The 23,184-nt window shown below is 60.7% G+C and carries 21 protein-coding genes and 1 pseudogene; 5 read left to right on the forward strand and 17 right to left on the reverse strand.

Translation table 11 applies throughout. The annotated features are described in order from the left end of the window. The 4 genes and pseudogenes from BM062_RS12270 to BM062_RS12285 all read right to left on the reverse strand — a co-directional run. Positions 1–258 (reverse strand): annotated as a pseudogene (locus BM062_RS12270) (IS110 family transposase); the annotation flags it as partial. A gap of 336 nt (positions 259–594) precedes the next feature. Beyond that, complete coding sequence (locus BM062_RS12275) at positions 595–861, reverse strand: hypothetical protein (protein ID WP_092397198.1); 267 nt, start codon at positions 859–861, stop codon at positions 595–597. Between the two features lie 100 nt (positions 862–961). Then, positions 962–2,224 (reverse strand): cation:proton antiporter, encoded by a 1,263-nt coding sequence (locus BM062_RS12280; protein WP_092397200.1) that lies wholly within the window; start codon positions 2,222–2,224, stop codon positions 962–964. Between the two features lie 42 nt (positions 2,225–2,266). Further along, on the reverse strand, positions 2,267–3,619 hold the full coding sequence (locus BM062_RS12285) for a glycosyltransferase family protein (protein WP_092397202.1): 1,353 nt from the start codon (positions 3,617–3,619) through the stop codon (positions 2,267–2,269). Between the two features lie 291 nt (positions 3,620–3,910). Between BM062_RS12285 and BM062_RS12290 the strand changes: the two genes are divergently transcribed. Continuing rightward, a complete protein-coding gene (locus BM062_RS12290; RefSeq protein WP_175500977.1) occupies positions 3,911–4,843 on the forward strand; it encodes a 2-hydroxyacid dehydrogenase in 933 nt (310 codons plus the stop codon). A 76-nt stretch (positions 4,844–4,919) separates the two neighbouring features. Here BM062_RS12290 and BM062_RS12295 read toward each other — a convergent pair whose 3' ends face one another. Continuing rightward, a complete protein-coding gene (locus BM062_RS12295) occupies positions 4,920–6,086 on the reverse strand; it encodes an ABC transporter substrate-binding protein (RefSeq protein ID WP_175500978.1) in 1,167 nt (388 codons plus the stop codon). 98 nt (positions 6,087–6,184) lie between these two features. Here BM062_RS12295 and BM062_RS25550 point away from each other — a divergent pair, with 98 nt between their 5' ends. Next, positions 6,185–6,334: a hypothetical protein gene (locus tag BM062_RS25550; protein ID WP_175500979.1), complete on the forward strand. Its 150-nt coding sequence runs from the start codon at positions 6,185–6,187 to the stop codon at positions 6,332–6,334. A 64-nt stretch (positions 6,335–6,398) separates the two neighbouring features. Continuing rightward, positions 6,399–7,154: a tyrosine-protein phosphatase gene (locus BM062_RS12300; protein WP_175500980.1), complete on the forward strand. Its 756-nt coding sequence runs from the start codon at positions 6,399–6,401 to the stop codon at positions 7,152–7,154. A 91-nt stretch (positions 7,155–7,245) separates the two neighbouring features. On the opposite strand, the gene BM062_RS12305 is transcribed toward BM062_RS12300, so the two are convergent. The 4 genes from BM062_RS12305 to BM062_RS12320 all read right to left on the reverse strand — a co-directional run bounded on the left by BM062_RS12305 (position 7,246) and on the right by BM062_RS12320 (position 14,401). Continuing rightward, a complete protein-coding gene (locus BM062_RS12305; RefSeq protein WP_371326582.1) occupies positions 7,246–9,354 on the reverse strand; it encodes a M13 family metallopeptidase in 2,109 nt (702 codons plus the stop codon). A 111-nt stretch (positions 9,355–9,465) separates the two neighbouring features. After that, the gene (locus BM062_RS12310; protein ID WP_092397209.1) at positions 9,466–12,159 is read right to left on the reverse strand and encodes a M1 family metallopeptidase; all 2,694 of its coding nucleotides are present in this window, start codon (positions 12,157–12,159) and stop codon (positions 9,466–9,468) included. 230 nt (positions 12,160–12,389) lie between these two features. Further along, positions 12,390–13,703, reverse strand: coding sequence for an ATP-binding protein (locus BM062_RS12315; RefSeq protein WP_175500981.1), 1,314 nt, complete (start codon positions 13,701–13,703; stop codon positions 12,390–12,392). Further along, positions 13,703–14,401, reverse strand: coding sequence for a response regulator (locus BM062_RS12320; RefSeq protein ID WP_217647583.1), 699 nt, complete (start codon positions 14,399–14,401; stop codon positions 13,703–13,705). Before BM062_RS12320 ends, BM062_RS12315 begins: the two co-directional genes overlap by 1 nt. Before the next feature lie 176 nt (positions 14,402–14,577). Here BM062_RS12320 and BM062_RS12325 point away from each other — a divergent pair, with 176 nt between their 5' ends. Both BM062_RS12325 and BM062_RS12330 read left to right on the forward strand, forming a co-directional pair. Further along, entirely contained in the window at positions 14,578–15,393 is an 816-nt protein-coding gene (locus BM062_RS12325; RefSeq protein ID WP_175500982.1) for a MipA/OmpV family protein, read from the forward strand. A gap of 24 nt (positions 15,394–15,417) precedes the next feature. Beyond that, positions 15,418–16,602 (forward strand): SDR family oxidoreductase, encoded by a 1,185-nt coding sequence (locus BM062_RS12330; protein WP_092397217.1) that lies wholly within the window; start codon positions 15,418–15,420, stop codon positions 16,600–16,602. Between the two features lie 75 nt (positions 16,603–16,677). Here the strand turns inward: BM062_RS12330 and BM062_RS12335 are convergent, their stop codons facing one another. The 8 genes from BM062_RS12335 to BM062_RS12370 all read right to left on the reverse strand — a co-directional run bounded on the left by BM062_RS12335 (position 16,678) and on the right by BM062_RS12370 (position 23,035). Next, positions 16,678–16,923 carry a GlsB/YeaQ/YmgE family stress response membrane protein gene (locus BM062_RS12335; RefSeq protein WP_014007628.1) on the reverse strand — a complete coding sequence of 82 codons (246 nt, stop codon included), beginning with the start codon at positions 16,921–16,923 and terminating at the stop codon, positions 16,678–16,680. Positions 16,924–17,114: 191 nt separating this feature from the next. Beyond that, positions 17,115–17,621, reverse strand: coding sequence for a DUF3761 domain-containing protein (locus BM062_RS12340; RefSeq protein WP_092397219.1), 507 nt, complete (start codon positions 17,619–17,621; stop codon positions 17,115–17,117). 348 nt (positions 17,622–17,969) lie between these two features. Further along, complete coding sequence (locus BM062_RS12345) at positions 17,970–18,995, reverse strand: TonB-dependent receptor (protein WP_092397221.1); 1,026 nt, start codon at positions 18,993–18,995, stop codon at positions 17,970–17,972. Positions 18,996–19,061: 66 nt separating this feature from the next. Next, positions 19,062–19,379, reverse strand: a complete 318-nt coding sequence (locus tag BM062_RS12350) for a DUF2946 family protein (RefSeq protein ID WP_175500983.1) — start codon at positions 19,377–19,379, stop codon at positions 19,062–19,064. Between the two features lie 147 nt (positions 19,380–19,526). Beyond that, positions 19,527–21,143, reverse strand: coding sequence for an alkaline phosphatase D family protein (locus BM062_RS12355; protein WP_092397225.1), 1,617 nt, complete (start codon positions 21,141–21,143; stop codon positions 19,527–19,529). 152 nt (positions 21,144–21,295) lie between these two features. Beyond that, positions 21,296–21,868 carry a YceI family protein gene (locus BM062_RS12360; protein WP_092397227.1) on the reverse strand — a complete coding sequence of 191 codons (573 nt, stop codon included), beginning with the start codon at positions 21,866–21,868 and terminating at the stop codon, positions 21,296–21,298. A 40-nt stretch (positions 21,869–21,908) separates the two neighbouring features. Beyond that, positions 21,909–22,481, reverse strand: coding sequence for a YceI family protein (locus BM062_RS12365; protein ID WP_092397229.1), 573 nt, complete (start codon positions 22,479–22,481; stop codon positions 21,909–21,911). A 29-nt stretch (positions 22,482–22,510) separates the two neighbouring features. After that, positions 22,511–23,035 (reverse strand): cytochrome b, encoded by a 525-nt coding sequence (locus BM062_RS12370; RefSeq protein WP_092397231.1) that lies wholly within the window; start codon positions 23,033–23,035, stop codon positions 22,511–22,513. Positions 23,036–23,184 lie beyond the last annotated feature (149 nt).

Here is a 23,184-nt window from a genome sequence, read left to right on the forward strand (position 1 = left end):
ACCATCGTATTGCTTGATGGCCGTGGTATTGGCCAGGTGCAGAGAATAACCAGCCTCGATGAGACTGTCGACAAGCCAGTACCAGTTATAGGTCGATTCCACAACAACGCCAGAGAGCTCTGACCGATACGGTTCCAAGGCCGCACAAATCTCGTCCAGATTATTCGGTAATCGCCTGGAATACACGACTTTGTCCGTGTCATCGGAAATGACAATAAAATTGTTGTTCGAATGGAGGTCTATGCCGCAAAATAACATGCCGTTCTCCTTGATAAAGTTGGGTTCGCACCGTTACTTTATCGCTTGGCGTTTGCCAAGGGGAGGACGGCTAGATGATTATCAGAGTGAACTTTCTGCGCGCTTTTTGCAGAAACTTCACTCTGACCCCACTTAGCGGGCCGCGGAGTACCTGCCTCTCATCGTTAAAAAAAGACAAAACCGTGCTGTGCGCCCTGTCTTTCTCCGAATCCGTCATATGGGGTCAGAGTCAAGTTTCGCGATGAAGCGCTGCGAAAGTTGACTCTGACCCCATATGACTCTCGCCGTGGCGATGTTATGAATGATCGCGCATCTGTCGATCTATGCTTGCCCGGCTCAGCCTGCGAGACCCTTGGCCAGCAGCTCGGCCACCAGCTGATTGAGGTCCAGTTCGCGCTCTTTCGCCAGGGTTTGCAATTGCAGCACCAAGGCGCCATTGAGCTTGACGGCAAATGGCACCAGCCCTGCCGCCTGGTCGCGCTTGCGCTGCTCGCGCCGGTCGATCGTCGCCGCATCGCCGCCGCCAAAGGCGGAAGCGCCGGGGGCAGTCATTTTACCCATGAGCTTCTTGGCGTCGCTCTTTGCCATTCCTGTTTTTTTCATGATGGAGATCCCTGTAGATGAACAATACGTGTTGCGCGCAGTATAAGCTGCATAAGCTGACTCAGGCTGGCGCTGTCCTGTTCACGTCGCCGTCCGGGGTTCACGGATCGCGGGTCACTGCCCCGGCACCCCGCCGGTTGCCGGCGGGCATCCTCTCCTGGCGCTGCCAGAACCGCAGCAGCGGCACGGTCATCGCCGTCGTCACCAGGGCCATCAGCACCAGCATCGAATACACCGGAACCGGCAGGATGCCCAGCTGCAGGCCGATGGTCAGCACGATCAGTTCCATCAGGCCACGGGTGTTCATCAGCGCGCTTATGATCCTGGCATCGCGGTGGGGGATTCCCGACCAGCGCGCCCCCAGGTAGCTGCCGCCGAATTTTCCCAGGACCGCCGCAACCAGGAACAGCAAGAACCATTGCCAGAAATCGGGCGACTGCACGCTGCCCAAAGAAACATGGATGCCGGCATAGGCGAAAAAAACCGGCATCAGGATCAGTTCGACAAAACCTGTCACCTGGCGCCGCCAGGCTTGCGCCAGGTCGGCGTGGCCGCGCAGGACCAGGGCTGCCATCAGGGCGCCGAAAGCGCTATGGAAGCCGATCGCCGCCGTTATCCATGAGGACAGGAGTACATAACAGGCCACGCACGCCAATATCGCGGCCGACGGCGCCGTCGTCTTGCCGCGGCTCAGCAAGCTGCGCCAAAGCGGCTTGGCAAGCAGCAGGGAAAACGCGATAAACGCAGCCAGCAAGCCCAGGTCGCGCAGGGTGCGGTCGAATGCATAGGTGCCGGCCGCGAAGGCGGCAATCATGGCCAGCAACAGCCAGCCGAGTATGTCCGTGAGCGTCGCCGCGGCCAGCGCGACGGTCGCCGGATAAGAGTCGGCCATGCGCAGGTCCATCACGATCCTGGCCATCACCGGCACCGCGGATATCGATAGCGCCAGGCCGCAAAACAAGACGTAGCCGACGGCGCCGGCATGCGGCGCAATCCACGGCCTGGAGACCAGGCCGATGGCGCAGCCCAGCGCAAACGGGATAAGCATTCCCAGCAGGGCGACCAGCAGCGGCGCGTTGGCCTGGCGCCGTCCCTGCAGGCTCTTCAGGTCAAGATGCAGGCCAAGCTGGAACATCAGCAGCACCAGGCCGAGCTCCCCCAGCTGCGACAAGGCCGGCATACTGGCGCTGCTGAACAGGAAACGATATGCATCGATATCGATGGCGCCGAGGACCGATGGCCCAAGCAGCAAGCCGGCGGCGATTTCTCCGACTACCCGGGACTGGCCCAGCTTTTCTGCCGCAGCCCCGCAGACAAGGGCGGCAAGGACGATGACGCTGAGTTGCACTAGGAAGATTGGCATGCCGGTACCTGGAAATGATTCGCGTGCAAGCGCATCGCGTGGTTAGCCGCCGCTTCTTTGCGACGTGGCATCGTCGTCGGCCATGTACACCGAGCGGTAAGGTTCGCCCCAGCCCAGGTAGTGCGTCAGCAAAGTATCGCTGGTGGCAAGCTGGGGCGGGGTGTTGATGCTCAGGCAGTCGACGATGTATTGTTCATTCAGCATGCCGGCCTCGCGCAATACCTCGATGGTGTGGAACTGATCTCCTTGGCTGCTGTAGACCGAGGATTTATCGTCGACGCCGGTGACGCGTTGCCATATCTTTTCCAGCAGCTCGGCGTTTGCGCCCGTATTGCGAAAGCCCATTACTCCAGCGTTCAACTCCCAGCCGCCAATGTCCTTGGCAAACAGGGCGTCGCGGTTTTCCAGCAAGGGCTCCAGTTTTTTCGCCTGGTTGGTAAACAGCATGTCGGCATCTATCCAGATCACCCAGTCGTGGTTGGCAATATAGCGCGACAACAGCCAGCTTTTCACCCAGGTTCCGGAAATGTTGCTGTCCAGCGGTTCCGGAATGGCGCGATACACATGGTAGGCGTAGCCATGGCGATCGCAGTAGCGTTTTACGTTGTGCTCGGAAACGCGGGCGTAGTCGGCGATGTGATGGGTGTATAGCGTGACCAGCGCGATTTTCGCCTCTGGATTGAAGCTCGATTGCAGTTCGTCGGAAAGGGCCGGGTAGGCCGGCGTCTTCAGCAGCGGCAAGCCGTCGATAAATGCGCCGTTGATTTGCCGCACCAGCAGGTTTTTCATGCGCTGGTCAAACAGGATGTCGTGGTTCGGTTCGCTGTCGGCCGAGGGCAGGGGAGCCAGGCTGACCATGAAGATGCGGGCGTCGAACCATTTCGTGATGCACCAGCTGACGTTGACGTAGCTGTCGCCGATCATGGCGTTGATTTCCAGCACCGGGAATTTCTCCAGCAGGTTCAGTTCGCTCCGGCCCATTTCATCCCGGATCAGGCCCTTGTGCAAGATGAAGATCATGTCATGCAGGATCTTGCGGTTTTCCGCGGTATTGCGCAGCGCCAGCATGTTGTTCATGACGATGCACGGCTCGCCCGACGCGCTGCGGCTGGGGCCTTTGACCACCAGTGCGTCGCGGCCGGCCAGCAAGGTTTCCATCGCCAGCGGATGGAAAATGGCGGCATTGCAGTCCAGCAGGAGGACCCAGTCGTTGTCGGCGGCTTGCCGCAATTCCTGCAGCAGCACGTGATAACGGTACGCCTGCCGCAGCATGGGATGGGCAATGTGCGCGGTTTCCAGCCAGCGGTGCGGATAACCGAACAGCCTGCAGTAATGCTGGTGGTTGCGCAAAACCTGCGGGTCCAGATGTTCAAACACACTGATGCACAAGGCCATTTTATTTCCCCAATGTTAGGTTGCTCTGGAATGAACGGGAATGCAGCATGTGTGTCGGCATTCAATTTTCCTGGTCGCCGTGGCATGGCGAATTAACGCCAGCCGCAGCAGCCAGCGCCAATGATAAAACAATAACGGCGGCATGAGTCAAGCCGCGAACGAAGAATATCCGCGCCGCGCAACGTAACAATCGGCGGCCGGCCGCCAAGCAGAGCAATTGCATCGCGGCTATCATGATGGGCATTGCGCCGCTGGCGCGAATTGATTAAAACATTCTTGCGACGCCATCCTATGCTTCCCATCCTGCTTATTCTCAATCCTTTGTCCGACCAAAGCCTGCAACGCATCGCACAAGGCTTCCAGGTCGTCTATGCGCCCACGGTGGAGCAGCGCAGCGCCGCCATCGCCAGCCACGCCGACGCCATACAAGCCGTGCTGACCATCGGTTCGATCGGCTTGCATGCCGGCGAAATCGCGGCGCTGCCCAAGCTGGAGCTGATCTGCGCGCTGGGCGCCGGCTTTGAGAACATCGACGTCGCGGCTGCGCGCGAGCGCGGCATTACCGTGTCCAACGGCGCCGGCACCAACGATGCCTGCGTCGCCGATCACGCCATGGGCTTGCTGCTGGCGACGGTGCGCGGCATTCCGCAGCTGGGAGTGGCCCTGCACCAGGGCATCTGGCGCGACGCCCTGCCTTTGCCGCCCAGCGTCTCCGGCAAGCGGCTGGGGATTATCGGGCTCGGCACCATCGGCAAGCAGATCGCGCGCCGCGCCGCCGGTTTCGACATGACGATCGGCTATCACAACCGTTCGGTCCGCGGCGATGTCCCGTTCGCGTATTTCGCCTCAGTGCTTGAACTGGCCCAATGGGCCGATTTCCTGGTGGTGGCCACGCCTGGCGGCGCGGGTACCCGCCACATGGTCAACCGCCCGGTGCTGGACGCCTTGGGACCGCAGGGTTTCATCGTCAATATCGCGCGCGGCAGCGTGATCGATACCGCGGCGCTGGCGCTGGCCTTGCGCGAAGGGCGGGTGGCCGGCGCCGGCCTCGACGTCTACGAGAGCGAGCCGCTGCCGCCGGCGGAATTGCTGGATTTGCCGAACGCGGTGCTGACCCCGCACGTGGCGGGCTGGTCGCCGGAGTCGGTGGCAGAGACGGTCCGCCTGTTCCTGGAAAACGCCGGGCGGCATTTTTCCGGGCAAGCGGTGTTGACGCCGGTGTGAGGCGATGAACGTTCAGGCAATAAAAAATCCGGCTTGGCGCCGGATTTTTTATTGCGCGACTGCCTGACCAAATCTGTCAATTCAGGAATTTCTTGTCCTTGGTGATCATGGTCATTTCGACAAATTTCGAACCGCTATGGTTGCTGCCGGTGAAATTCACGTCGAAGCCGCCGCCGTTATAGTTCTTCATGTTGATGGTTTCCAGCGCCTTGACCAGTTTGGCGCGGGTCAGGTCCTTGCCGGCCCGCTTCAAGCCCTCGACAAACACCTTGGCCGCGATGAAACCTTCCAGGCTGGAGAAGTTAGGCTCCTTGACGCCGGCTTTTTGCATCAGCTTGATGTATTCAGCCACCACCGGGGTCGACGAGCTCCATGGGAACGGCACCACCTGGGAAATGACGACGCCTTCTCCATCCTTGCCCAAGGCGTCGGCCAGGGCCTGGCTGCCGACGAACGATACGTTATAGAACTGGCCGTTATAGCCGGCCTTGCGCATTTCCTTGATGTAGGCGGCGCAGGAGGCGTAGGCGCTGATCTGGATGACCGCGGCAGGGCGTTTCGGCAGGATCTTGCCGACGGCTTCCTTGACGTCGGTGCTGTTGCGTTCCACCGTGGCCGCTTCGACCAGTTCCAGGTTCATCTTCTTCAGCGCGCGCTGCACGCCTTCCAGCCCGGCGCGCCCATAGGCGTCGTTCTGGTAGAACACGGCGATGTTCTTGATGCCGACGTTCGCCAGTTTTTCCACCAGGTGTTCGGTTTCGTCGAAATAGCTGGCGCGGATATTGAAGACCTGGCGGTTCAGCGGTTCACGCAGCGACTGGGCGCCGGTGACCGGGGCAAAGAACGGCACGCCGGCTTGCGTGAAAATCGGCAAGGCTGCGTTGCTGGTAGGGGTGCCGACATAACCGAACAAAGCGAACACATCGTCTTTTTCAATCAGGCGCTTGGTATTGGCGGCCGCCAGGTCGGCTTCGTATTTGTCGTCGGCCTTGATGATTTCGATCTGCCGCCCAAACACGCCGCCTTGTTCATTCACAGAGTCGAAGTACGCCTTGGCGCCGGCATTCATCTGGATTCCCAGCTGTGCGGCAGGGCCGGAAAATGCCGCGGATTGTCCCAGGATGATTTTCTGGTCGGTGACGCCGGATTCGGCAAAGCTGGCCGACAGCGGGCTGCAGACGCCGACCGCGATCGGCAGGACGAAGGAGAGCAGGCAGGAAAAAAGACGACGATGAGGGTGCATGATTGCCACTTTCTGATATTGATCAAGCGATGCAGCCAGGTAAGCATGAATCATACCTTCCCGTATTGCACCAGCGCGTATTATAGTGATATTGCTTGATGAAAACAAAAGAAGACGTGGTTTTGGCGGTAGTTAGGGCTTTTGCCAGTTTACTAAAACAGATCGGCGGTGCTGCTGGACCGTTTCTTCCACTTGGTGATAGCCTTATTGCAAGCGCATCCGGCGTACATGCCGGCATGCATCGCTAAATCAAGCAATCAATCAACAAGGAACGGGGATGTTTCCAGAATATGCCGGCGGGCAGTTGAACGCATGCTGAATTCCACGCACAGCCACGGCGACCTCGGTTTCGAGGCGCTGCGCAATACGCGCGACCTGGGCGGCTATCAGGCGGCGGACGGGCGCCGCATCGCAATGGGCCGGCTGCTGCGCGGCGCCAATCCGGGCATGGCGTCGGCGGCGGATATCGACAAGCTCAAGAATTACCGGCTGGACCTGGTGCTGGATTTCCGCACCGAGGCCGAGAAGCATGCCGCGGAGACGGCATTTGCGTCCTCTTTCAACTGGGTCTCCGATCCGGTCATGGTCGGCAACCTGTCGGCGGAAGTGCTGCAGCCTATAGTGAAGAGCGGCGATCCGGAAAACAGCCGGCGGTTCATGATCGATTTTTACCGTGCCTTCCCGGTGCGCTACCAGTCCCAGTTCCGGCGTTTCCTGCAACGCGCGGAGCAGAACCAGACCATGCTCTATCACTGCACCGCCGGCAAGGACCGCACCGGTTTTGCCAGCGCCTTGCTGTTGTCCGCCCTGGGCGTCGGCCACGCCGCCATCATCGCCAATTACCTGGAATCGAATCGCCATAACGCCATGGCCAATGCGCAAGCGCTGGCGCAGATGTTCAAGGTTGAATTGCCGCCGCAGCTGGTGGCGCCGTTGATGACGGTGGAGGCGGCTTACATGGATGCGGCGCTGGCGGTGATCGATGAGGAATACGGCGGCATGGACCGTTACCTGCGCAAGGTGCTCGGCATTGATATCGAACGGATCCGGAACAACTATCTCGTCTAAGCGCCGGTCTGGCGCATTCTCCCGCCTGCAAATAAAAAAAGCCACCGACAGGGTCGGCGGCTTCCGGATCACGGCACAACGGCTGCGATGTTTACCACATCAGGACACGCTGCTCCGGCGGCAGGTACATCTTGTCGCCCGGCTTGACGTCGAACGCGCTGTAGAAACCAGGCTGGTTGCCCAGCGTGCCGTTGCCGCGGAAACGCGGCGGCGAGTGCGGATCGGTTTTTACATACACGATGGCCTGGGCGTCGCGCACCTTGCCGCGCCACACCTGGGCCCAACCCAGGTACAAGCGCTGGTCGCCGCTGAGGCCGTCGATTACCGGCGGCGTCTTGCCATCCAGGGACAGGTGATAAGCCTTGTAGGCGATCGCCAGGCCGGAGTTGTCGGCGATGTTTTCACCCAGGGTCAGCTCACCGTTGACCTTGTAGCCGGGAACCGGGCTGTAGGCGCTGTATTGCGCTACCAGGGCCTTGGTCTTGACCGCGAATTTCTCGTGGTCTTCCTTGGTCCACCAGTCGCGCAGGTTGCCGATTTCATCGTACTGGCTGCCCTGGTCGTCGAAGCCGTGGCTGATTTCATGGCCGATCACCGCGCCGATGCCGCCGTAGTTGACGGCGTCGTCAGCATTGGCGTTGAAGAACGGCGGTTGCAGGATCGCTGCCGGGAACACGATTTCGTTGAACTCCGGGTTGTAGTAGGCGTTCACGGTTTGCGGCGTCATGCCCCATTCGGTGCGGTCGACCGGTTTGCCGAGCTTGTCGATGTTGCGCTTGAACTCAAACTCGCGGGCACGGATCACGTTGCCGACCAGGTCGTCGCGCTTGATGGCCAGGCTGGAATAGTCGCGCCATTTGTCCGGATAGCCGATCTTCAGCATCAGCGTCGACAGTTTCTTTTGCGCCTGCTTCTTGGTATCGGCTCCCATCCAGTCCAGGCCGTCGATGCTGTGGTTGTAGGCGGCGATCAGGTTGGCCACCAGTTTCTCCATGCGCGCCTTGTTCTCAGGCGGGAAGAACTGCTGCACGTAGAGCTGGCCCAGACCCTCGCCGACGCTGGCTTCCACCACATTGATGCCGCGCTTCCAGCGTGGTTCGTTTTCCGGCACGCCGCGCAGCACGGTGCCCTTGAATGCGAAATTCTGGTCGACATACTGCTTGGAGAGGTCAGAGGCGAAGCTGCTCAGCACATGCCATTTGAAATAGGCTTTCCAGACCGGCAGCGGCGTCTTTGCCAGGATCTTGTCGAAACCCTTGATGTAGCTAGGCTGGCTGACCACCAGGTAAGTCACCTTGTCTTTCAGGCCGGCGCCGGACAGGTAGCCGTCCCACTCGTAATGCGGAGCCAGTGCTTGCAGCTGCGCCAGTTCAACCCGGTTGTAGGTCTTGACCGGATCGCGGTTCTCGACCTTGGTCCATTGCACCTTGGCCAGTTCGGTTTCCAGGGCGACGATGCTGGCGGCGTTCTTCTTCGCGGCCTTGTCGCCGGACAGCGCCAGCATGGTTTCGATGTGGGCGCGGTACTTGGCCAGCGTGTCTTTCAGCTTGGCGTCGTCGGCCTTCAGGTAATAGTCGCGGTCCGGCAGGCCGAGGCCGCTTTGGCCGAGGTCGGCGATCACCTTGCTGGAATCCTTGGCGTCCTGGTGGATGCCGATGTCATACGGCGCGTTGACGCCGATGCTGTTCAGGTGGGCGATCAAGCCGGGGATCTGTTTCTTGTCTTTCAACGCATCGACTTTGGCGAACTCGGCGTCCAGCGGCTTGATGCTGAGCGTTTCCAGCGCCGGCTCATCCATGTAGCTGGCGTACAGGTCGGCGATTTTCTGCTGGTTGGAGCCAGGCGTGATGTTCTTTTCCGCGCTGACCGCGTCGACGATGGTATGCAGCTGGTTCAGCGAGTTTTCACGCAGCTCGTAGAACGCGCCCCACGACGATTTGTCGGCAGGGATTTCGGTTTTCTTGAGCCAGCTGCCGTTGACGTAGCTGTAGAAGTCGTCCTGGGGGCGCACCGCCGTATCGGCGTTCTGCATGTCGATGCCGCTGGCCAGCGGCGACGCCTGCGCCACGATGGCGGCGGCCACGGTGCGCGGAGTCTGGGCAAAACTGGCGGTGGAGCAGGTATAGCCTGCAACGAGTGTCAGCACTGCTGCACAAATCAGAGATCGTTTCACGAGTAAATAATCCTTATGAGAAGTCATCGGAAAAAACAGCCTTGTAAGGCATTCTAAAACCGGGTTAAAGCTGGGGCAGTCAAAGTTCAGGTTATACGCCCAAATGAAAGCGTTTGCTCAGGCCGCGGTTGACACGCTTCAGCGCAGGATTGCCTCCGGATCCTGCTTGTCGCGCAAGGCGGTGCACAGCAGCGCTTTTTCGCGGGTTTGCGCCAGGCCGCGCTCGGCGCCAGGCAATTGTTTCAGCAGCGGCTGGAAAAATGTCGTCAGGCGCTCTGCTTCGCGCTGCGAACAGCTGTCGCCGGCCACCAGCCCCGGCAGCTTGCCGCCGGACGAATCGCCGCTGCGCTTGATCAGTTGCGCATGGTTGGCGGTAAACCATTTCCACATGGCGTCGCGGCCTTCGCCATCTTCTCGGCTGGCGCGCAGCAGGGTGCTGATTTCGCCAACCTTGACGCGCGGATCGAGCGCCAGGTTGCGGGCGCGTTCGGCATTGCCGGCGGTCGTGGCAGAACCCAGGCCGGTCAGGATCGCCATCCGTTGCGCCGGTTCGCTGGTGCTGCCGAGCGCCTTGATCAAGACGTCGATGGCGCTGTCGCTGCTGTCTTGCGTGCTCACTGCCAGCACCGAACGCAGCAGGTCGGGATTGGCGGCTGCCAGCTTGAGCTGGCCGTCGGCATCCGGCTGCAGCGCTTGCTTGCCTTGCGCCAGCAGGGCTTGGCGCACTTCCGGCAATTTCATGTCGAGCGCCAGGAACTCCGCCAGCGTGGCGCGCAGCAGGGCGTCGTCCTGGCTTTCATTGGCGCGGCGCTGGTAACCGAGCTGCTGCAGGCGCGGCAGGTACAGCTGGCGCGCCAGTTCAGTCAGGCGGGCCTGCTGGGCCTGGTTGCGGGCTTCATGCTTGGACAACCACTTGAGCGTCGGGATCAGCGCAGTCGCTACTTCGCGGGTGTTTGACTGCGCCAGGCGCGGCGCCGCGGCCAGCACGGCGGCGGCATCCAGGGCGCCGCTGTCGAAACCGGCGTTGATGGCGTCGGCGTAGGCCAGCTGTTCCGTGTCCGGCAATTGGCCGAGGCTGGCAGTCAGGCGCACCAGGTCATCGTGCGCCATGTTGAAGCGGTAGTAGCCGGCGGCGTCTGCATTCGGCATGTACCAGCTGCTGGCGGAGGCGCCTTGCAACACCATCTTGCCTTGCTCCTGGTCCAGCAGTTCGCATTGCGTCTTGGCGCCGTCGCTGCCGGCGACGCTATAGCGTACGCATACCGGAATGCCCCACAGGCGCTTGGCTTCGCCGGTCGAGCCGAGCGGCAGGTAGCGCTGCTGTTTCAGGTGCAGCACGGCCTTGCCGTCTTCCCAGCTGAGCCTGGTGTCGACCAGCGGCACGCCGGACTGGTCGAGGAAACTTTGCATCGCTTTCGCAAAACGCCGGTCCTTGCCGGAAGCCTTGGCCAGCGCCGCCACCAGGTCATCCGCGGTAGCGTTGGAGAACTGGTGCTGCTTGATATACGCCCGCACGCCTTGGCGGAATGTGTCGGCGCCGAGGTAGCGCTCGAACATGTTCAGCACGGCCGCGCCCTTTTGATAGGTGATGCCGTCGAACGCCGTTTCGATATCGCCGTTGCCGGTGATCGGCTGGCGGATGCGGCGCACGCTGACCAGGCTGTCGCTTTGCATGGCGTAGCTGGCGCCGTTGATCAGCTCCAGGTTGGCGCGGTATTCGGGATGCAGCTGGCGCGTGATCTTGCTTTGCATCCAGGTGGCGAACGCCTCGTTGAGCCACAGGTCGTTCCACCATGGCATGGTGACCGTGTCGCCGAACCATTGGTGCGCCAGTTCGTGGGCGGTGACATTGAACGAGCCGCGCACATTGTGCGCCGGCGAATTTGCATCGAGCAGCATCAGGTAATCGCGGAACGTCACCAGCCCCGGATTTTCCATGGCGCCGGCGGCAAAGTCAGGCGCCGCCAGCAGGTCGACCTTGTCGAACGGGTAGCCGAAGCCGAAATAATCTTCCAGGGCGGTGATGATGGCCGGCGTCTGCGCCAGCGCGGGTTCGATGCGCGGGCCTTCGCCATGCGGCGCAATGCCGCGCAGCGGCGTCGCCTGGCGGCGCCATTGGGTGGCCGGGATTTCCGGTCCGTTCACCACATCCCATGGGCCGACGGCGAACGCCACCAGGTAAGTCGGCAGCGGCCTGGTCGGCGCAAAGCTGAGCTTGCGCCAGCCCTTGTCCAGCTTCTGTTCGCCGGTCTGCCGGGTGTTGGCGACCGCGACCTGGTCCTCAGGCACGGTCAGGCTGAGCGTGAACGGCGTCTTGAAGGACGGTTCGTCGAAACCGGGGAAGGCGTAGCGCGCGCTGATCGCTTCCATCTGCGTGATGACATAGGGCGCGCCCTGGCTGCTGACCTTGTACACGCCTTCCAGCTGTTCGTTGAACGGCGCACTGTATTCCAGCGTCACGCGATAGCGTCCGGCCGGCAACGTCTGGCCGAACTCGATCGTCGCCACACCTTCTTTTTGCGCCGCTACCTTGTAGCGTCCGGCATAGGTTTTTTTCCGCGCATCGGCCAGCGTGACTTTGCTGACGGCCAGGTCCTGGCCATGCAGCCACAGGTGGTCGGCGGCTTGCTTGAGGTCGATGTCGATGGCGGCGCTGCCGCTGTAGCCAGGCTGGCGCGGATCGACGCGCAAGTCGAGCTGATAGGCCAGCGGCTGGGCCCAGCGTGGCAGTTTTCCCAGCGGCGCGGAATCATTCGGGGTCGCCGCTGCGGCGTTGAATGAAGCGATGCCGAGGGCGAGAGCGGCTAATGTGAAACGACGGGTAGTACACATCACAGATGAAATCCTCCCAAATTTGGTCTTGGGATTCTAGCGCGCACCACGCTGATTCGCTAGGGAAATAGTATGAATATAAAAAGCGGAAATGATTTCCCGATGCGCCCGGCGCGTTTGGCGCACACCCTTGTGCGCGCGGCTGTCAGCTTGCCTTATCTGGAATAAGTAAAGGTGATAGGAGGGCGGGTAAAAGGGCGCGCGAGACGATTAGAAACGCTTAGAAACGGTTAATGCCGCGGCAAGGCGGCCGGGCCCTGCAGCGGCAAATTCAATACAAACTTCGCGCCGCCCAGTTCCGAGCTGCTGACACTGATCGTGCCGCCCAGCCGGTCGGCAATTTTCTTGACGATCGCCAGGCCCAGTCCGTAGCCGCCGGTGGCGCGGTCGCGGCTGCGGTCGAGCCGGTAGAACGGTTCGAAAATCCGCTCTCGTTCCTGTTCCGGGATGCCGATGCCGTCATCTTCGACGATCAGGCTCCAGCAGCCGGCGCCGGGTTCGGCGCGCACCCTGATGGCGCTGCGCGTATAGCGCGATGCATTGCGCACCAGGTTGGAGAATGCGCGGCCCAGGCTGCGCGGTTCGACGACGATCTCTTTCAGCGTGGCGTCGATAGCCCAGCTGATGGTGCTGCGGCGCAGGGCCAGTTCTTCGCTGGAGATACCGGTGGCGGAACGCAAGAAATCTTCCAGCATGATCTTTTCCCTGGATTCGGCCAGCGACGACTGTTCCAGCATGCTCAGCGTCAGCAATTCGCCGACCAGGATATCCAGCTCTTCCACGTCCTTGCGCATCGCCTGTATGCGTTTGTGGGCGTTGCTGTCGTCGGTGGTGTCCATCAGGTTGACCAGGCCGAATTCCAGCCGCGCCAGCGGCGTGCGCAACTCGTGCGAAGCAGCGTTGACCATGTCCCTCTGCGCCGTGATCAATGCGCCGATGCGGTCGGCCATGTTGTTGAAGTAGGCGCACAGCTGCTTGATCGAAGAGTTCTCGGACAGCTTGGCGCGCGCATCCAGTGCGCCGTCGCCAAAGCGGGCGGCGGCGATGCGCAGTTTTTCCAGGTCGCGCCAGTGCGGCGTCAGCCACAGCAGCATCGCTCCCAGCATGACGCTGAAAATGATCGCATAGGCAATCACTTCAATCCAGCCGGAAGAAATACGCGGATGAACTGTCAGGATGCTGCCGTCATCCAGCGTGATATAGACCTCGGGATGGTTAACGTCGCCGCCGGGGTTCCATGCCATGCCGTGTTGCGCCAGCTCCCTTCGGACCGTCGGCGACAGCGCATGCACCTGCTCTTCGGACATGCGGCTGTAACGTTGCTGGCTGATGCGATTCATGCCATCCAGCCTGGCTTGCTGGGCGTCGTCCCGGACCTGACCCAGGTATCGGCGCAGCAGCATCGACTCGCTGGCGTATTCGCGATGCATCTGGGTCGTGAATTGCGTCGAGAACAGATAGGGAAAACCTCTTTGCACGAAGATGATCGACAGGATCGACAGGACGGCAACGATCAAATACAGGCGTATCAGGATTCTTAGCATTATTCGTCCCAGGCGATAGGGCTGAACAGGTATCCGCGTCCCCACACGGTCTTGATCTTGCGCGGTTCGTTGGCGTCGTCGTCGAAACATTTGCGCAAGCGCGAAATGCTGACGTCGACGGTGCGGTCGAGGCCGTCGAAGCCGATGCCGCGCCAGCGCTTGAGCAGCTCGTCGCGGCTCAAGACTTTGCCGGCGGCCTGCACCAGGATCACGAACAGGTTGTAGTCGGCGGTCTTGAGGTCGACTTCCTGGCCCTTCCAGCAAACCTGGCGCGCCGACAGGTCGATGGCCAGTTCGCCGAACTGCAACTGCGCGCTGTGCGCAGGCTGGCCGCGCAGCTCCACCCAGCGCAGGATGACGCGCAGGCGCGCCAGCAGCAGGCGCGGTTCGACCGGCTTCAGCATGTAGTCGTCGGCGCCGATTTCGAGGCCGGCCACCTGGTCGAAAATGTCGGCGCGCGCGGTCAGCATCAGCACCGGCAGCGACGACGTCTTGCGGATCGCGCGGCAGATATCCATGCCGTCCATGCCCGGCAGCATGAGGTCCAGCACCACCACGTCCGGCTGTTCCTGGGCAATCGCTTCCAGCGCCAGGTCGCCGCGCAACACCAGCGTCACCTGGAAATCGTAGCGGCACAAGTATTCCGATATCAATTCGGCAAGGCGCGCGTCATCTTCGATCAGTAAAACCTTCTTCATTCCGTTTTTTCCTCTTTTGTCCATGATAGCGCCGCCGTCAAGCGCTCGATGGAGCCATTACAAACAAACACATAAATGATACGGACTCGCACATTTTTCCCACCGTTGTCTCACAGACACGCGCGACGAGACTGCCGAGAATGTGCGCTGGTTTCCTTTACCGACCGGAGAAAAATTTGAAACACCAAATCAAGTCAATTATCGCTGTCACCGTTTGCAGCCTTCTTGCATCGCGCATGGCGGCGGCGCAGCAGGCCGCGCCAAGCCAGCCGGGGTCCTGGCTGCAGGACACCAAGATTACAATCGGGCTCGGCGTCGGCCGCATGGCGCGTTATGCCGGCAGCGACGAGTACCGGGCGGTGCCGGTGCCGGTATTGAAGATCGTTTCCCCCAGCGGTTTCTTCCTCGACAGCACGCAGGGCGCCGGTTACCGCCACGACATCAGCGACACGCTGTTTGCCAGCGCCGCCATCGGCTACGACGCCGGCCGCAAGGATTCGAGCGACGGCTTGCGGTCAGGATCCGACAAACTGAAAGGCATGGGCGAGATCAAGGGCTCGGTGCTGGCCAATCTCGAAGCCGGCATCAAGCTGGGAGGCAGCAGCAGCTTTTCGGCCGGCCTGTCGCAGCCGCTCAGCAACCGCGAGCGCGGCATCAGCTATCACGCGCAGTTGAGCAGCACCGTGCTGAAGCTGGAAAAGGACAATGTCACCGTCAGCGGCGCCGCGTATTTCGGCAGCGCCAAATACAACCAGACGTTCTTTGGCGTTACCGCACTGCAGAGCCGCAATTCGGGCTATGCGCAATACAAGGCGGAATCGGGCCTGAACGCGTTGAATGCCTCGGTCGTGTGGACCCATAGCTTCAACCGGACCTGGTCGGTCTCCACCATGGTCGGCGCCACGCATTATGTGCAAAAGGCAGCCGACAGCCCGCTGGTCCTGGCCAAGACCAACTACAGTGGATTCACCAGCGTGAACTATTCGTTTTGAGCGCCCTCGGACTGCTGACACGACATGGTATTTAACCTGTTTCCGCGATCGAAGTGGCTGCGCGACACCCAGGACCTTGCCGCGCAGACGCGGCAGTCCGGACCGGCACGCATATTTCTCACCGGCGCCACGGGGTTCGTCGGCGGGGCGATTGCGGCGGCTCTCGCCGACACCGGAAATTTCAAGGAAATGCTTTTTCTGGTACGTGCAAGATCGGCTGCCGAAGGCGCGCAGCGGGTGCGTCAATCGATCGCTCGCTTTACGCAGCCGGGAGCGCCGCCGCCAGAGGTTTCGGAGCAGCAGGTCATCGTCGCTGACCTGAGCGATGCGGATGCATTCGCCGACGCCAGGCTCGATGCCGTGAGCCATGTCATCCACAGCGCGGCGATCACTTCGTTTGCCGACCGGCCCGCTATCTGGACGGTCAATGTCGACGCCACCATGCGCCTGGCTGAACGCTTCTCCCGGGTGGCCGGGCTAAGGCGCTTCGTGTATGTTGGCGCCGCGATGGCATGCGGCGTCGCGCGCGGGCCGCTGGTCACCGAAACCTTGCATTTGCCGCTTGAGCGCGCGCACCTGGTGCCGTATACCGCATCCAAGGCACGCGCAGAAAACCAGCTGCGGGAACGCTTCCCGGAGCTGCCGCTGGTAGCGTTGCGGCCGTCGATCGTCGTTGGCCATTCGGCGCTGGGCTGCAAGCCGTCGGCCAGCATCTTCTGGCTGCTGAAAGTGGTCTCTCAGCTGAACCGTTTTGTCTGTCCGCCCAGCGCTTACCTGGATATCGTGCCGGTCGATTATTGCGCCAGCACGATAGTGGCGTTGACCTTGAAGCCGACCTTGGCTTTTCCGGTGTATCACATCTCGGCGGGACAGGACGGCAGCGCTACGGTAGGCGAGCTGTTGCAGGCGTTCCGGCAAACCGAAGCAAGCGGGCAAGGACAGCCTTACCAGCGCGTGACGGAAGCGGCGCTGAAGCAGATGGTGCAATCATTCGGCGCGACAGCGCAGGAGGCGATCGATACCCGCATGCTGCATAAAGCCTTGACGCTGTACGGCCGCTTTTCGCGCCTGAATTACATCTTCGACCAGCGCCGGATATTGAGTGAAGGCATGCCGCCGGCGCCGTCTTTCCTGGATTATCTCGTCCGCTGCGACCATAGCGCGCGAGGACTGACGCTGAAGGCGCAAATGGCTTGTGACTTCAAGTAAGGCAAGGATTTGCGCCGGAAAAAGAAAAACCCGCATTGACGCGGGTTTTTCTGATACATCCGGCAATGCTGCAACTCAGGCGCGCTTGATAAGCCGCAGGATGAACAGCAGGATCACGGCGCCGACGGTGGCCGTCACGATCGATGCAATCCAGCCGCCGCCGACCTGGATGCCGAGGATACCCGCCAGCCAGCCGCCGATGAAAGCGCCGACGATACCAACGATGATATCGACCAGCACACCGAAGCCGCCGCCCTTGACCAGGACGCCTGCCAGCCATCCTGCAATTGCGCCCACTATCAACCAAGCGATAAAGCCCATGAGATTTCCTTTCAGAGTTGACCATCTTTAAACTACCCGTCAAGAGTAGCGTAAAAAGCATCAAAAATAGCGGCAAAATTGTTAAAGATAGATAAAACCGATGCCGATTTTATCGACCGCGGCGCCGCCGGTTTGCATGAGCATCAGCCAGAAACGACAACGGGACCCTGGGGTCCCGTTGCAGTCAGCTATCAGCTGCAAGCTTTGCCGTGGTCGGCATGGTTGCCTGCCGCCTTGGCTTCCGCTTCCGTCATGTAAGAACCGGCCTTGGTCTTGCCGTAGTATTTGGTGCCTTCGCAGTGATATACCTTGCTGGCGCTGTTGACCCAGACCTTGCCTGCGCCGCCGCCCGCTGCAGGAGCGGTAGCTGCGACGACAGGTTTGGCTGGCGCCATCGGGGTTGCTGCCGGAGCAGCCGGAGCTGCTGCTTTAGCGGCAGCAGGGGCTGGCGCTGCCGGGGCGGCTGCGGCTGGAGCCGGAGCGGCGGCAGGTGCGGCTGCTGCCGGTGCAGCGGAATACCATTCTTTTACGCCCTTATGGCCGGCGCAAGCGCCTTTCTTGGTAGCGTTGGAAGAATAGCTGCCGTCCTTGCACATGCCGGTAGTGCCGGCTGGCGCTGCTGCCGGGGCTTGGGCAAAGCTGGCTGCCGAAGTCAGTAAGGCTGCTGCCACTGCTGCTGAAATAAACAATGCTTTCATTTTGTTCTCCATGGAGTAAGTGAAACTCATGTGGCCGTTCAGCTGGCGCACCTTATTGTCAATCTATGTATCTATCCGTCTACCGCAGCACGACTAAGCAATGTTGTGCGCCGCACCTGGCAATATGACCGAGGTAGGTGTTAAACGCCGCCGGATTGGATATGGCTGACACGGTTATCGATACAATTGAAAACAATTGTGATATTTCTACCGCATGCCCTTGATCCATGCATTTCGATGCATTTAAGGAAATATTCGATTGGCCGGGTAAATACTCGGTTTTTCGTTACTTGAATGTCAATCGGAACCTGGGTGCATGCGCGGGCCGACATGGCCCGCGCATGCAGGCTAGAACGAGTAACGCAGGCCCAGGGTTGCGGTATAGCGTGGTGCAAGCTGCACGCCGTTGACCTTCTGGTAGACCGGCAATTGCACAAAACCGTACAGCGAGACTTGCTGGCTGACCGGAACCGATATTCCCGGGCTGAGATAGACCAGGGTGCCGCCGGTGCTGACGGTGTCCGCATCGGCGCCGGTATCGTGCAGCACACGCCGTACATTCAGCTGGATTTGCGGCGTGAAAGCAGCATTGCCCATGTAGCGCAGGCCGAGGTTCAGGTTGGCGCCGTCGCCAGGGCGGTAATGATCGCTGGAATTCAGCGCTTTCTGCACGATGCCCTGGACAAAATAATCCCAATTCTGGCTCAGCGTATCCATGTAATAGGCACCCAGGATGGCGTCGGTGGTGCCGGTGCCTGGCTGCAGGCCGCGGTCGATAGGGACCGGGCCTGGCGCGCTGGGGTCGCTGGACATGGCGGTGTCGGTATGGCTGCCGGTTGGCAGTTTCAGGCCGAACATGACGCCGAAATTGTGTTCCGGCATGAAGCCCTGGTAACGGCCGATGAGCTTGAGGTCGCCGATGCTGGAAGTCCTTGAATCGTACTGGCCGCCGCCATCCCCGGGCGTGACGCCATCCGAGGCGGTGCCTAGCGTGCTGTGGCTGCGCATGATGTAGGGCAGTTGCAGGTTGATGCCCCAGTCCGGATTGATGCTGTAGTCGAGGCCCAGCGTCAGGTAATTGTTGCGGGTATATTTTTCGACTTCTTGCGGATCGCCGTTATTGGAAATCCGGCTGGCGGCGCCGGGCGAAATCGTGCTGTTGCCGCTGCGCAGCTGGTTCTGGTTCAGGTAATCGTAGCGGATATCCAGTTTGAACCCGGAAGCGTTGCCGATGCCGAGGTTGTCCCAGTCTGAGCTGAGGGTGCAGCCGCAACTGGCGCAGGCCAGGGCTGCATGGGGAAACAGTGCAATGACAGAAAGCGCGGCAAACGGCAGTATTGCGGGCCGGATGCGGCGGCGTGATGGCGTAGCCATGGTATTCCTTGAGTAAGTTGTAAGGCGCAAACTCCCCGCGATGGGAGTTTGCGTTAGCAGACAAAATCAAGAAAAGGCCGGCGGCCCGCGTGATTGCGGATTGAGCCAGATGGCGCTGGCGTGCAGAGCGGATATGGCTGGCGCCAGGTCGACGCTGGCGCTGGCTGGGGCCTGCCATAAGCCCAGGCTGGGCGGCAAGCCGACATCGGTCGCGTGGATGAAGCACAGCAGGCAGTGGCCCTGGTGGTCCTGGTCTGGCGCCGGGTTGTCCGAGCCGGGGGCCTTGACATGGCCAGCCGTGCTGCATAGCTCGCCCAGCCCCGGCGGCTGGCCGTGGGCAGCCGGCAGCAGCTGCGCCACGCTTGGCAGCAATGCTGCAAACATGGCCAGGCAGACGGCTAGCTGACGCAATGGACGGGGCAGGCGGAACATAGAGCGGCACGGGTAAGCTGTTCGCCGAAATGGCAAACTTAGCCGTATGGTAGCGCCCCGCCAAGGCCGCAGCAAGTCGGGTAAACCCTATTGGTGGTCCTAGGCCTCGGGATGCAGGTCGACCTTGAACAAATCCTTGCCATCGACGTTGTGCAGGGACACCGTCATGACCTTGCTCTTGGCGTCGATCTTGCCGATGCCGAAAAATTGCAGCAGTTCGCTGGGCGGACGGTTCTGCTTCATGTCGCTGGGAATGCTGACATAACGCACGTCGGGACCGAAGGTGCGGTCGATTTCGCCCGGGCCGAACGTGCCGGCATGCAGCGGGCCGCCGACGAATTCCCAGAACGGCTTGAAGTCGGTGAAACTGGCTTTCTCAGGCAGATAGCAAGTGGCCGAGGCGTAATGCACGTCGGCGGTGACCCACACCACGTTCTTGATATCGTGCTGCTTGATGAACTTGAGCAGGTCGGCCACTTCCAGTTCGCGTCCGCTCGGCTTGCCGTGATCGTTGTTGGCCCATGCTTCGAAAGTGCCTTGCGGCACATCCGGGTTGAGGTCCGGCACCACGATGGAGATCGGCATGTCGCTGGCGATCACTTTCCAGGTCGAGCGCGAACGCAGCAAAGCCTGCTTGATCCAGCGCAATTGCGCCGCGCCGAGGAAGGCGGCGTCCTGGGTCAGCGCGCTCTGGCGGTTCGGCGAGTTGGCGCCGCGGTAGCTGCGTTCGTCCAGCATGAACACTTCCAGCAGCGGACCGTAGTTGAACATGCGATAGACCCGTTCGGGATCGCTGGGCTCGATCCGGTACGGGTTGTATTCGAACATCGCACGCTTGGCGTTGATTGCCAGGGTCGACAGGTCGCGCTCCTGGTAGCGTTTTTCCGCCGCGCCGATTTTCTGGCCCGGATACCAGTTGTTGCGTACTTCATGGTCGTCCCATTGCACCAGGAACGGCACTTCCGCGGCGAAGCGGAGCTTGTTGGCGTCCAGCAGGTTATAGGCGAAATTGCCGCGATAGTCGTCCAGCGTTTCCGCCACCTTGGACTTGGCCGGCGTCACCAGGTTTTGCCAGAGCGTGCCGTCGTCCAGCTTGACTTCCTTTTCGATGATGCCGTCGGCATAGATCTGGTCGCCGGAATGGATGAAGAAATCGGGTTTGAAGCGGCGCATCGTTTCATAGATCCGGTAGCCGCCCCAGGCCTCGTTGATGCCCCATCCCTGGCCGGCTTCATCGCCGGAGAAGGCGAAAGTGATGTCGCGCTCGGCGCCGCCGGGGATCAGCAGGCTGCCGCTCAGCGGCTCGCTGTAGACCGAGGGATTCTGGATGTCCTGGAAACGCACGCGGTAAAAAACGGTTTGTCCGCTGGGCAAGCCGCTGAGGTCGACCCGGGCCGAGAAGTCGCTGCTGGACAGGGCCAGCGGCCCTTGCACCGTAAGCGCATCGCGGAAATTTTCATTCGATGCGTACTCCACCACCATGCGCGAGGGGCGGTCGGCGCGGCTCCAGATGATTGCCTTGTCGCGCGTAATGTCGCCGCTCATCACGCCGCTGGGCAGTTGCGGCCGCAGCTTGTCCGAGGTAACCAGGGCTGGCGCGCCGCCCTGCGCCATGACGCTGTGCAGCGGTGCGCCGGTCAGCAGCACGCCGGCGCCGGCAGTCATTTTGCGCAGGAAATTCCGGCGTCTGGAGGTAGGAGTGTTGTGGCTGGACATGGCGTGCTCCGCGAAATGGAAAGCGAAGCGAAGATTTTATCGAGTTTGTATTACAGGACGATGAATTGCCTGTCCCCGGCCCGGAAATGAAAAAAGCCGAGCGGCATGTCGCCGCTCGGCCTTGTGTCAGGCAGCTGCCGGCTGTAACCGGATCAGTTGCTTTTGATGCCTTCGACCTGGATCGCCAGCTTCACTTCCGGCGAGAACATCGGCAAGCCGTAGGTGATGCCGAAGTCGCTGCGGTTGAAGGAGGCGCTTGCATCGGCGCCGCAGACTTCGCGCTTGAGCATCGGATGCTGGATGCACTTGAAAGAATTGATGGTCAGCGTGACCGGCTTGGTGACGCCGTGCAGGGTCAGTTCGCCGTCGATCGCGACCGGCTTGTCGCCGTCGAATTTCACCGATGTGCCTTTGTAGGTCACCTCAGGGTATTTCTTGACGTCGAATATGTCAGGGCTGGATGCATGTTCGTTCATCTTTGCCTGGCCGAAATCGATGGAACTTGCATCGATGCGGATATCGATGGAGCCGGTCTTGGCGGCACGGTCCAGCGTCACGCTGCCGCTGGTCTTTTCGAATTTGCCGCGCCAGAAGGAGATTCCCATATGGTCAGCGGTGAAGCTCGGATAGGTATGGTTGGGGTCGATGGTGTAAGTATCGACCGTTGCGAATGCACTGGCTGCGCTGGCCGCCAGCAGAGCGGCGATGATGAGTTTCAGTTTCATTGTTGATTGTCCTTTTGTTTTGAAGAGAAAAAATACCGAGTTAGTTCGTTACGAGGTGAAACTTGATGACGATTTCGTCTGCCACCATGCTGGTGTCTTTCCATTCGCCTTCACCGATGTTATAGGTGAGGCGCTTGATCGGCAGGTTGCCGTCGAAGACTTGCGCGCCGCCTTCTTTCTTGACGCTCAGGGGGAAGCTGACGTCGGTGGTCTTGCCCTTGATGGTCAGCTTGCCGGCGACGTCGTACTTGCTGCCGGCAGGCGCGCCGGCGCTGGCTTTGATCGAGCTGGCGACAAAGCTGGCCTTGGCGAATTGCGCGGCGTTGAACCATTCTTTCTTCAGCACTTCCTTATTGTATTCAGGATCGCCCAGGTCGAAGCTCGGGATCGAGATGTCGACGCTGGCTTTGGCAGCTGCGGGCTGGGCGCTGTCGAAATCGATCTGCGCCGTGAATTGCTTGAACTTGGCTTCCACCGGCACGTTCATTTGCTTGAACACGATGGTGACATTGCTCTTGGCCAGGTCCGGTTTCAGGGGAGCGGCGACGGCCGGCCAGCTGGCGCCGATGGCGAGCAGGCCGATAGCGGTGGTGCGTAACAGGAAACGGGTCATGGAATATTCCTTGTGATGGAGAGGGATGTTCAGGGCAGCATGCGTTTCAGCACGCCGTCGCGATCGATGAAATGGTGCTTGAGCGCCGCCAGCACATGCAGCGAGACGGCGCCCAGCATGATCATGTTGAGTGTGTAGTGGACCAGCTTCAGGATCGGTTTCAGGTCCGGATTCGGCGCTATCAGCACCGGCATCGGGAACAAGCCGAGATAAGTCACCGGCACGCCGGCCGCCAGGCTGTAGAAATAACCCGAGATCGGCACCGCAAAGATCAGCACATACAAAAGGATGTGGAGGCCGTGCGCGGCGCGCTGCTGCCATGGCTGCATGCTGTCCGGATAAGGCGGCGCGCCTTGCGTTTTACGCCACAACAGGCGTATGCAAGCCAGGCCCAGCACGGTGACGCCCAGCCACTTGTGCCAGGAAAAATATTTCAGTTTGGTGGGGGTCAGGCCGGGGATGTCGACCATGGTCAGGCCGAGGGCAAAGGTGGCGACGATCAGGATGGCGACCAGCCAGTGCAGCACAATGGCGGGGGGTGTGTAGCGTTGCATAAATATTGGTCGTGAATAAATTGATCAGAAGTCCGGAGACGCTACAGTACCGTGATATTTCACATGACTGCCGCCTGCCCGGCTGAGACTCGTAAAGCTGCAATGAGTTTCACTCGCGCGATGACATTCTGCTAATTTATCAATCGATT

Source organism: Collimonas sp. OK412, assembly GCF_900112135.1.
GTDB classification, from domain to species: domain Bacteria; phylum Pseudomonadota; class Gammaproteobacteria; order Burkholderiales; family Burkholderiaceae_D; genus Collimonas; species Collimonas rhizosphaerae.